The following is an 11,690-nucleotide window of genomic DNA, read 5'->3' as shown; positions in this document are numbered from 1 at the left end:
GCTTTAGCTTTATCTCTTCCCCCACACCCCATATATCCTATGCAGCATCGTCTCTTCTTAGCTTATTATTACCCACCATATGGATCGATATAGATCATTTCACATGTTAATTATGATTGTTTACGTACTAATTAAGTAGACTTTCAAGCAATCTCTAAAATCGCAACTCTGCAATCGTCTCTTCCCAACGCTTTAATGTGCCAGGCTCGTCCTTCAATTGATAGGTAATCCCAGAGGTGATGTCGGCGTAAGGCGCATGATCTACACGAATACTCGTAATTCCACCTTCGTAACGATCCCTTGGATGAACAGACTCAGCTATGGGAGGAAGAGTGCGTAATGCAAGCCGAATGGTTAACAATTGGTGATCTACAATAGCGATCAAAGTAGCCTTACCCGTTCGCTCCATATTCTTGCTTGTCTGTGTGCCAGACCACAATGCAAGTCTTAAGATTGTTGGACTTATCGCAACCAGTTCGCCCACACTAATCATAGCTTGATGTGGCCATGCATCTTCCGAAACAGTTAGTAATTGCATAGCTTCGTGTTTTTTGTCCTGTAAATGCTGTCCGTCAAACCACCGCATTAATTTAGGGTTAAGCTCTGTTACTCTTGAAGTCATAAGATCTCCCTCGATTCATTATAGAGGTATTTCAAAAAGTCCACTTTTGATTACGAAGGTGCCTAGTGGCATCTCAGCATCGAATAAGGGGTTTAAATTTTGAACGCATGTATATTATTAATGATTTGGTACACCTGCAACAAAATAACCCGGACAAGGCTGTCCGGGCTAAGTTGTGGTTCTATTGTATATGACTATCCCGCCGACTGCAATTCACTATTAAGGCCACTTAATCCAATTCAGGATATGATCCTGTGAGTCCTTATCATCGCTCCCACTGTGTACATGATCAGCAAGGCGATTGAGTCGCTCCAGTTGGTAGCCATAATCATAGATCGCCGCAGCAACAATGGAAAGTCGAAGCATGCCGTTCTGGTCAACATCAAACTCCGTGATCGCTTGCTCCATGAAATGATCATTGTCCAAAATAAACTGCTCTGCCTCCTCACCATTGGGCTTCAGCTTATCTTCGAACTTGAGGAGTGCGTGCTCGTGAAATTTAATCAATCTCTCCAAGTGAGTATCGAAGAAAAGATCCAATTCAGGGCTTCGCTGTGCTTGGAAGTAGTGACGTTCAACAGAGTCCAATACTTCATAACCCTTTTGCAGACTCAGTAACATCTGCTTATACACAACCATTTGGCGGGTCTGGCTGAACTTGGAACGTTTCATCTTCTTCTGTTCTTCTTCAAACAAATTGTACTTATCAGACAGGGATTTAATGGAGCCACCCAGGTTGCTCTTCTCGTCCCGGAATACGGCTTCCTTAATCTCATCTGAGATGGACGTTCTTAGCAAGAGCGACATACTGTTAAATACATTCTGAATTTGTTTCACAAACTGCACCTTCGGCTTGGGAGGAAAGACTGTAATGTTAATAAGGAAGGCTGACACAATACCAATAAGCGTTAAGAGAAACCGATTCAGTGCAAAATGCCAATCTCCCGAAGCTTCCATAATGGAAACCACGGTAACGAGTGTCAGACCTACGGTCTCACCCATATTCAGCTTAAGACAGATCATGATGACGAGCACAATAATCAATCCAACCGCGATGGGTTCATTGGACAGCACCATACCGCCGAGTAGTGCAACAATGGCACCAAGTGTTGTTGTCTGCAACTGATCCAAGAAGTATTTCCATGAACGATAAATGGATGGCTGCATGGCAAAAATCGCCGCGATCGCAGCCGGCACAGGCGACTGCGGGTTAAGAAACATACTGAGGTACAGAGCAAGCGTTACCGCAATCCCTGTCTTAAGCACTCGTGCTCCGAACGACACGGCAACCCCTCCTTACCTAACCTATCTTTTCTGTAAACTGCATTATTAATCATTATTACCCCGTATTTCATTGTAGTGATCTTCATATTCATGTCATATTCTCACAAGAACGATTCATTGTACCACGGAATATGTAGTCTGTGCTATTCGAAAGTGCATTCATACACGCTAATCCACCGGCTAGAACCAATTTTGACTTCACTTCAATCCGTTACAACTAGAATAGACCGCACTCTGTGGAAGAGATAACGGTCCATTCATGCTATTTATGTTATCCACCAAGTTAATGCAGGATACGCTTATACGTTGTCTTTATCGGTTCCTTCCCATTCACGCTTGAACTGTTGAACGAATTGCACCATATAAGCATGTCGTTCCTCCGCGAGCTCTTTACCATATGATGTATTCATAAGATCCTTCAGCTTAAACAGTTTCTCGTAAAAATGGTTAATCGTTGTGCTGCGCCCATTACGATATTCCTCACGGGTCATCTGTTCCCGAGGAGAAATTGCAGGATTGTACATCTCCCGTCCTCTGGAACCGCCAAATGAGAAAGCACGGGCGATCCCGATCGCTCCTAGCGCATCGAGACGATCTGCATCCTGCACAACCTGAGCCTCTAATCTGGAGACTTCAGGACGTTGTCCGCCTGCGTAAGAGATCGTACTGATAATGTTCACGACCGTCTCGCGTGTACTCGCCTCAAGCGGCTGTGTATCTAGCCATGCATGCAGCTTCGCCATGCCGGCCTCCAAGCTTTCATTCAGCTTCTCATCAGGCACATCATGCAGTAACGCCGCGAGCTCAACGATAAATGGATCTGCTCCCATCCGATGCGCAATCTCAACCGCCAGTGCAGTGACCCGCTCGATATGGGACCAGTCATGACCATCCGCATGTGCAGCTGAATCCGCCTGAACAAAGGCGCGCGCGGCTTGAAGAATCCCTTCGCCAACTCGCATGCCATCGATCTGCTGGTTACCAACTGATTCTTGCAGACTTGTTGTAGATCGCTCAGAAGTGTGCTCTTCCATCCTACAATTCCTCGCTTTCACGCGCTTGTTCCCGTGGCACACGACGAGCTACACCTGTTCTTACCGCCGCCTCGACCACACGATTACGCATCGCCTTGACGACTTTGTCGTTAAACACACTTGGGATAATGTAATAGCGCGACCGCTCTTCATCCGAGATGGCAGCAGCAATGGCTTTTGCAGCGGCTAGTTTCATTTCCTCATTGATCTCTGTCGCACGGCAATCCAGCACAGCTCTGAACATACCAGGGAAGCAGAGCACGTTATTGATCTGATTCGGGTAATCCGAACGCCCTGTCGCCATCACGGCTACAATATCCTCCACCTCAGCAGGCATAATCTCTGGAACAGGATTCGCCATCGCAAACACGATTGGATCTGCTGCCATCGATTGTACATCTTCCCTGGACAGCAGATTGCCTCGCGAGAGACCAATAAACACGTCTGCATCACGGATAACGTCACGCAAGGAGCCTGTCTCAAGCTCAGGATTCGTTCGAGCAGCGTAGTCGCTCCAGACTTCGCTCTCATAGGTCTGGGTGCGCACAAGGGCACCTTCACGATCTACCCCAATTAATCGATTGGCTCCTGCAGACAACAATATATTGCTACAAGCCACGCCCGCCGCACCAATACCACACACGACGATTTTCACATCGGTAATTGACTTTCCAACCAACTTCAGGGCATTGATTAATCCGGCATATAACACAACCGCCGTACCATGCTGGTCATCATGAAAAACAGGAATATCTAACTCCTCGTTCAAGCGGCGTTCAATTTCGAAGCAACGAGGGGAAGAAATATCCTCTAGATTAATACCACCAAATGCAGGTGATATCGCTTTCACAGTTCGAATGATTTCCTCGGTATCCTGCGTATCCAAGCATATTGGAAAAGCATCCACACCAGCGAACTGCTTGAATAACATCGCCTTACCTTCCATTACAGGCATTGCGGCACGCGGGCCGATATTACCCAGACCCAGTACGGCACTCCCATCTGATACAACCGCCACAGTGTTACGCTTAATCGTTAGTGAGAAGGCTTTGCCTGGCTCATCCGCAATGGCTGAGCACACACGAGCCACATCAGGTGTATACACACGGGACAGATCCTCCCGGTTATGAATCGGTGTTTTCGGAGTTACCTCAATCTTACCTCCCAGATGTAAGAGGAACGTTCGATCCGATACGTTAACGATGGATACGCCTTTTAGCTCGCGCACCGCGTCTATAATTTTGCTGTTATCCTGCGAATCGGTTACTGCAACAGTTAAGTCACGCACACTAACATCCTGGTTCGTTGAAATCACGTCAATGGCAATGATGTCGCCGCCAGCTTCCGAGATGGCCGATGCCACTTCGCCAAACTTGATATCTTTCGTTGTCATTTCCAGCCGAATAATAATGCTGTTGCCATCTAGATTCCTTTGATTCATTCCAATTCCTCCCAGACTGTAAGTCTTGAGTTGCATGTTACCTTTTTCTCTTCGCTGCACATGTACTCTTTTCCTTTATCTTACCCAGAAAAAGTCTAAAAGGGGCTATTCGCTTTAATAATATAGCCTTGAGATCACCGACTAACCTAACCCATGCAAAAGACCACCCTGCACGTCTGTTACGACGTTCAAGGTGGCCTCCATAAGAACTATTTTTATTTACGCTCTACAGCTCTGCGCAATACACGGATATCATACGGTTGCAGTGTGATCTGCGCTGGAACCGCTTCTCCACGAAGCAGATCCGTATAGGACTGATCGTCCAGCTCCACTTGCTTCGTTTCCGATGTATAGTTTTGCACAAACACATAATCTGCTGTTCCATCTGTTCGAGTATGAGCAGTGGTTCCTGCTGGAAGCTCTGTCTGCAATCCACGTTCGATGTTCAGATCATTGATTAAGCTACCGTAGAAGTCATCATAAAATGGTGCTTTCAGACGTGCCGCCATATAATATGCCTTACCTGAGCCCAGACGATTAACCGTCAGTGCTGGACGTCCTGCGTAGAAGTCAGAACGATACGTCGCCAGAGACTCTGCACCCTCCAGATGAATAAGGTCACACAGCTCAATCGCATCATACTCTGTATTCAGCTTAAGCTCATTACCCTTCTCTGGAATGATTCCGTTAAGCTCACGATCATGTAGTCCATCAATTTCTTCTGACCAGATTCCCAGCGTTTTGCGAAGCGGACCTGGGAATCCACCCAAGAAGCACAGATCATTTTCATTTACAATGCCGGACCAATACGTTGCCACAAAGGTTCCGCCATTCTCAACAAATTTCTCGATGCGCTCTCCAACACCTTCTCTCATCAAATAAAGCATTGGTGCAACGAGTAATTTGTATTTGGAAAGGTCTGCATCCATATCAATTACGTCTACAGCAACTCCCTTTTTCCAGAACGCTTCATAGTGGGCTTCCACTGTCTGCTCGTACTTCACACCGATATTGCGCGGTCCCTGTGAATCGTTAACCGCCCAGCGATTTTCCCAATCGAAGATAATGGCTACTTCTGCTGGAACTGCTGTTCCAACAATCGCCTCCATGCCTTCAAGTGCCGTACCTACGTCAGTTACATCTTGGAATACGCGTGTATGCTCTGTTCCAACATGATCTACCACCGCACCATGTAGCTTCTCACTCGAACCACGACTCTTTCTCCACTGGAAGTACTGCACGCTGTCAGATCCGTGTGCTACAGCCTGTAATGAGGATAAAAGGTGCATGCCTGGACGTTTCAGCTTGCTCACTTCTTGCCAGTTCGTTGAGCTAGGAGTGCTTTCCATCAGCAAGAAAGGTTGTCCACCCTTAATGGAACGAACGATGTCATGCATCATTGCGATTCTGGATGCTTGTTTCCCATCATCTTCCGCATCATGCCATGTCGGATAACTATCCCATGAGAGGAAGTCCAGAATATCGGCAAATTTCCAGTAGTTCAGCCCACCGTAAAACTCCATCAGGTTCGTGGTGACTGGTAAATCTGGATTTTTAGCTTTTAGAGGTTTAGTTTCATGAACGATAAAGTTAGCCGTCTGGTCCGTTACAAAACGGCGCCAGTCCAGATTCATTGCGTGCACCTGTGTCTCACCATGCGGAGCAGGCGACTCAACTTGACTCCAATCTGTAATCGTGTGACTCCAGAATGTGGTCCACCACGCATGATTAAGCTCATCGAGCGTTGTATATTTGTTCTGAACCCATTCACGGAACGCTGCTTGACAGTAATCACAGTGGCAATCTCCACCGAATTCATTGGAAATATGCCAACCAATCACTGCCGGATGATCCGAATAACGCTCAGCCAATTTGGAATTGATTGCAGTCACCTTTTCACGATATACCGGTGATGTATAACAATGATTGTGACGGAAACCATGCAAATTACGTACACGGTTCTCAGACACACGTAGCACCTCTGGATACTTGGCAGACATCCAAGCTGGTCTCGCTCCGCTTGGCGTTGCTAGAAAAGCATAGATGCCGTTTGCCGCAAAACGATCCAATACTTGATCAAGCCATTCGAACGTGTATACACCCTCTTCTGGTTCAAGGGATACCCAAGAGAAAATACCGATGGACATCACGTTACATTTGGCAAGCTTCATTAAGCGAATATCCTCTTCAAGAACCTCAGGGTAACGAAGCCATTGCTCCGGATTGTAGTCTGCTCCGTGTAGCATATGTGGTGCTTTCGAGCTTACTGGTGGAAATTTGTATGTCATAGGGAAAAACTCCTTTATTGATGTAATCTATTGTTGTGAAATCCTGTTCCAACTGAAGCTATACACTATTTAGTTATTAACGTATCTTGACCGTCCGTTAATGCTGCAAACGATTCCAACTTACGTCCTTTGTAGTCAAACATCGCCAAGTTCGCCCAGTTATTCGCATGTCCAACTGACCATTCGGGTTTACTTGGAATCCATGCCGGCTCCCAATAGTAGAATCCGACACCTAAGCCACCCGGTACTTCACGAATGATCTGTAACATATCTCTAAGATAACGACGTTGACCCTCAACGGTCGCTGGATACTCAGGCAACAGCATATCTTCCTGTCTCATAATCCACTCATGACCTTCAAGCTCTTCTAACGTCCATGGGTAAGCGGTTTCTACAACGACAATTTCTTTACCATAACGTTTCGCCAGATCATGCATATTCTCCTTCAATGCATCGAGTGTGCCATGCCACCAAGGGTAATAAGAGAGACCGATCGTATCAAACTCTACACCAAGCGCTTCAAAGCGATCATAGAACTTGACGCTCTCTGCATTATCTCCGCCACGATCAATGTGGATCATAATATTGATATCCGAATCGATCGATTTCACGGCAGCGATACCATACTTCACAAGCCCTGCGAAGCGTTCCCATTGTTCATCGGTATCATGTTCCTCTCCACCTACACGACCCTCATCCCATAGCATACCAGGCGTGATCTCGTTACCTACCTGCACCATATCCGGCAAGGCATCGTGCTCCTTCAGCGTTCGTAATACCTCTGCCGTATAGTTGCACACCGCACGTTGAAGCTCTTCATAAGACAGTTCTTCCCATGCTTTCGGTTTCCACTGGTTAGCTGGGTCAGCCCAACGATCTGAATAATGGAAATCAAGCAAAAATTGCAGACCATGAGCCTTAATTCGTTTGGCTACAGCCACTGTACGCTCCAGGTTACAGAAACCGCCAACCGGATCATTCCAGATCCGCAATCGAATGGCGTTGGTATCGTTATGTTTTAAAATAGACAGCAGATCTTGTTCCTTACCATCTACATCACTAAAACTGCCTCCATGCTGTTCGATCTCATCCATAAATGACACATCCATTCCAAGAATGAATGGTCCGTTATATCGGTTATTCACACGATCAACCTCCATTGAACGAAGTAATTACGTTCTGAGCTCAGCCTTTAACTGAGCCCAGTGTCATACCTTTAACGAAGAAGCGTTGCAGGAAAGGATACACAATCAGAATCGGTGCGCTACCAATGAAAATCTGTGCTGCTCTTACCGTTGTCTGAGAGATCGTTTCCAGTTCTTTCGGATTCATAGCCATCGTACTCATATCACGCTTGATAATAACAGTCTGCATGAAAGTCGCCAGCGGATAATCCTTGGCATTGTTCATGTACAACAATCCGTCAAACCAGGAATTCCAGTGAAACACCATACTGAACAAGGCAATGGTTGCAATCGACGGCATAGAGATCGGTAGGAAGATACTGAATAATGTTCTAAAATGATTGGCTCCGTCCATCAAAGCTGCTTCCTCCAGCTCTTTCGGAATTCCACGGAAGAAGTTCAGCATCAGGATGACAAGGAATGTGTTTACTGCACCCGGGAGCACCAGTACCCAGAAGGAATCCATCAATCCAATCTTTTGGATAACCATGTAGAATGGAACGAGTCCACCGTTGAAAATCATACTGAATACAAAAATCCAGGAGTAGATTGTTCTACCTTTGAACTCACTGTTTTCTTTAGACAACGGATAGGCTGCCAAGAATGTAATCAGCAAAGTAATGGCAGTACCAATCACTGTACGGAGCAGTGAGATCCAGAGAGAGTTCAAGAAAATGGGATTATTCATTGTCTTTTTGTAAGCTTCAAGGGAGAAGCCTACTGGCCAGAGACTGACCAGGTTAGCATCTGCAGCAGCTTTATTACTGAAGGAGACTGCCAGTACGTGAATCATCGGGACGATACACATGATGGCAACTAATAGTAGAAAGCAAATATTGATAACGTTAAACACGCGATATGATCTCGTTTTATGATACATCGTAGTCCCTTCCTTCTCTGTTCATTCGATTAGAATATGCGGTATCCGGCATACTTCTTGGCTAAGCTGTACGATACGAGGATCAGCACCATACTGATGACGGATTTAAACAATCCAATCGCAGTAGCGAAGCCCATCTCTCCATTTTCCAGTGCCGAGCGATATACGAATGTATCGATGATGTCTCCTGTTTGATACACGAGCGGGTTGTACAAGTTGAAAATCTGGTCAAAACCGGCATTCAATACATTTCCCAGTGCCAGTGTTCCAACAACCATCAGCATCGGTACGAGAGACGGAACGGTGATATGAAGAGTTTGCTTCCAACGATTCGCTCCGTCGATCTCAGCTGCTTCATATAGCGCCGGGTTAATACCAGCAAGTGCAGCCAGGAAGACAATCATGTTATAACCGAATTCCTTCCACACATCCGTTAGAATGATCGTTGGTCGGAATAAGCTGTTATCTCCTAGGAAGAAGTATGGTCCGAGTCCGAAGCTTCCCAATACTCGGTTAACCAATCCTCCAGTTGACAACAAGTCTAGCAAAATCCCGCCTAGGATAACCCAAGACAAGAAGTGAGGCAGATATACCAACGTTTGAATGGTTCGCTGAATGGCCATCTTACGAACTTCATTCAACAGAATTGCAAATACAAACGGTACACATAAGTTAAAGATCAATTTGAGCACTGCGATGATTAATGTATTCCAGATAACCTGCAAGCTGTCCTCACGTTCAAACAAGTATCTAAAGTTGTCCAATCCGACCCAGTCGGAGCCGCTAATTCCAAGCCATGGCTTATAGTTCTGAAATGCCATAACGATCCCGCCCATAGGCACATAACTGAAGATGATCAGAAAGATGATGGCTGGCAGCAGCATTACGTGGAATGGCCAAGTACGTTTCAAAGTTCTCATGATTGCTCCCCCTGTAGTTCTTCCTACTCAAGTACTCCCTGAGTGGCTTATAATGCGATTATATCAAGCTTTTGAGGCACCCAAACAGCGCATAAAAGCAATATAAATGGCACAAAAGCAACTACTTTAGAACCACATCATGCTCCATTTGTCTTGGAACCAATTTCCATGAATGACGTCTACTTATCCTCTCAGAAAAATAAAAAAACGCGCAGACTACAAGTAGCCTGCGCGCCGGTTAAAACCTTATTTTCTCACACCTTCATACCACTCGTTAACCTCTTGAGTGATCTGATCTCCGCCACCGGCTTTCCACGTTTGAACAAACGTATCGAACGAATCTACCGGATTTTTGCCATAGATAATTTCATTGAAGGTTTGATTCTCAATTTTGTTGAGGTAATCCAACTTGGATTTCATTGTCGCTGTCGTAGGGCCAGTAAACATATTCTTGAATGAGATATCTTCCTGTGCAAGCAACACTTTAGCTGCGGCAGGTGTTTCTGTACCATAGTTTGCGGCAACATCTTTTTCAAGCTTCGTTTCTGGCTCTTTGCCATCAGCCAGATTCATCAAGGCTTTCATCTGTGCATCTGGAATACGGGCGCCATCACGCACGAGCAAGTAACGTACTACGTTAACATACCCGCCTTCAATATCTTCATACCGTTTTTGTTTTCCGTTTGCATCTAATTCAAAGTCATAGCCTTCAAAGAGACCATTATCATACTCACTGCCTGGTGCTGGATTAGCATAGTTGTCAAACAGATAGTTTTGATATGTGAAGAATGCTTCTGGATTCTGCATATCTTTCTTAATCAGTGTAACACCGTTAACGAATTGCGTACCGTGACGCATTGCTTTTCCTTCAGGGCCTAGCGGGATTTCAATTGGCTTCCACACAGCGCTAGATACGTTCTTCACTGTATCAGCCAAAGGCCAGCCACTCATCCAATAAGGACCAGGGATAATACCTGCTGTACCTGCAACTGCTGGTTCTGCAGTTTTGTTCTCATCCCAAAGTGCTGCTTCTTGAGGAATGTAACCTTTAGTCAACCATTCATTCAATTTAACAAGACCTTGTTTCATGCCTGGGTTAATTGAACCATACTCCAGCTTGCCATCAGCTCCCACATTCCATTGGGAAGGAAGCGTGCCGTAAGCACCGAAGATCCAAGATGGATCCCCCATCCATGTGTTCATGGATGTTTTGAAACCGATGCTGAGTGGCGTTACTTTATCCGGAGCCAAGCCGTCCGGGTTTTTGTTTTTGAAAGCATCCATAACTACTTCTAGCTCGTCAATTGTTTTTGGTGCTTCAAGATTCAGCTTATCCAACCAATCTTGACGAATCCAGAGCAGGTAATCATTGTTGTATGCATAGTCGAGTACTGGAATTCCCATTCTCTTGCCGTCACGACTGTACTGATTCCATACGTTTGGATCTTGAGCCATCGCTTCTTTCCAAGTATCTGAAGCATATTTGTCGAACAACGGTCCCGCTTCCTGATACATGCCAGAGTCGATCAAATCTTGAGCAACCAGGTTATCTGGTTGGCCAATGGTTACGATGTCAGGCATTTCTTGACCTGAAGACATCGCAAGACGCAGTTTAGTTGCAAATGCACTGTTTGTATCCGTTACAGACCAAAGTGACTTAATGTTAATACCGAATTTGTCCTTCGCCCACTTGGTCGCTACGTTATTTTCCATAGATTCACCATTTTTGAATTTCAGTTCAGGGTCAATCCCCCATGCAGTTGTAATGGTTACCTCTGGGTCATACTTTTCTTTGTATTCATTCTGAACACCAGATGTACTTGGTGCTGCACTCTCCTCCGCACTGCCTCCTGAACATCCTGCAAGAACGACAGTCAGACTCAGCGTTGTAGCGAGAAGCGACAAAAATTTCTTTTTCGTTGATTGCGCTCTCATGTTGTTCCCCCTTCAATCGTTTTGGTTACCCTTTCATTATAGGCTGGACAGGCCTTTGTTCCTATGATACGAAATCAAGATTTCTGCACCTTTGCCAACCTA

Annotated in this window: 9 protein-coding genes; all 9 read right to left on the bottom strand. The window is 45.6% G+C overall.

Going from position 1 to position 11,690, the window contains the following annotated elements:
• Positions 1–154: 154 nt before the first annotated feature.
• Complete coding sequence (locus M3636_RS14800) at positions 155–622, bottom strand: pyridoxamine 5'-phosphate oxidase family protein (RefSeq protein ID WP_251383010.1); 468 nt, start codon at positions 620–622, stop codon at positions 155–157.
• Positions 623–841: 219 nt separating this feature from the next.
• On the bottom strand, positions 842–1,906 hold the full coding sequence (locus M3636_RS14795) for an FUSC family protein (RefSeq protein ID WP_251383009.1): 1,065 nt from the start codon (positions 1,904–1,906) through the stop codon (positions 842–844).
• A gap of 299 nt (positions 1,907–2,205) precedes the next feature.
• Positions 2,206–2,868 (bottom strand): HD domain-containing protein, encoded by a 663-nt coding sequence (locus tag M3636_RS14790; protein WP_251383087.1) that lies wholly within the window; start codon positions 2,866–2,868, stop codon positions 2,206–2,208.
• A gap of 73 nt (positions 2,869–2,941) precedes the next feature.
• Positions 2,942–4,381, bottom strand: coding sequence for an NAD-dependent malic enzyme (locus tag M3636_RS14785; protein WP_128101314.1), 1,440 nt, complete (start codon positions 4,379–4,381; stop codon positions 2,942–2,944).
• A 215-nt stretch (positions 4,382–4,596) separates the two neighbouring features.
• Positions 4,597–6,669: a beta-galactosidase gene (locus M3636_RS14780; protein ID WP_128101313.1), complete on the bottom strand. Its 2,073-nt coding sequence runs from the start codon at positions 6,667–6,669 to the stop codon at positions 4,597–4,599.
• A gap of 65 nt (positions 6,670–6,734) precedes the next feature.
• On the bottom strand, positions 6,735–7,814 hold the full coding sequence (locus M3636_RS14775; RefSeq protein ID WP_251383008.1) for a glycoside hydrolase family 53 protein: 1,080 nt from the start codon (positions 7,812–7,814) through the stop codon (positions 6,735–6,737).
• Positions 7,815–7,854: 40 nt separating this feature from the next.
• On the bottom strand, positions 7,855–8,733 hold the full coding sequence (locus M3636_RS14770) for a carbohydrate ABC transporter permease (protein ID WP_128101311.1): 879 nt from the start codon (positions 8,731–8,733) through the stop codon (positions 7,855–7,857).
• Between the two features lie 29 nt (positions 8,734–8,762).
• Complete coding sequence (locus M3636_RS14765; protein ID WP_128101310.1) at positions 8,763–9,653, bottom strand: ABC transporter permease; 891 nt, start codon at positions 9,651–9,653, stop codon at positions 8,763–8,765.
• 246 nt (positions 9,654–9,899) lie between these two features.
• Positions 9,900–11,588 carry a type 2 periplasmic-binding domain-containing protein gene (locus M3636_RS14760; RefSeq protein WP_251383007.1) on the bottom strand — a complete coding sequence of 563 codons (1,689 nt, stop codon included), beginning with the start codon at positions 11,586–11,588 and terminating at the stop codon, positions 9,900–9,902.
• Between the last annotated feature and the right edge of the window lie 102 nt (positions 11,589–11,690).

This window comes from Paenibacillus sp. MER 99-2, assembly GCF_023714095.1.
GTDB lineage: Bacteria > Bacillota > Bacilli > Paenibacillales > Paenibacillaceae > Paenibacillus.
Note: the sequence above shows the minus strand (reverse complement) of the source record. Positions and strands in the feature narration are given on the sequence as shown.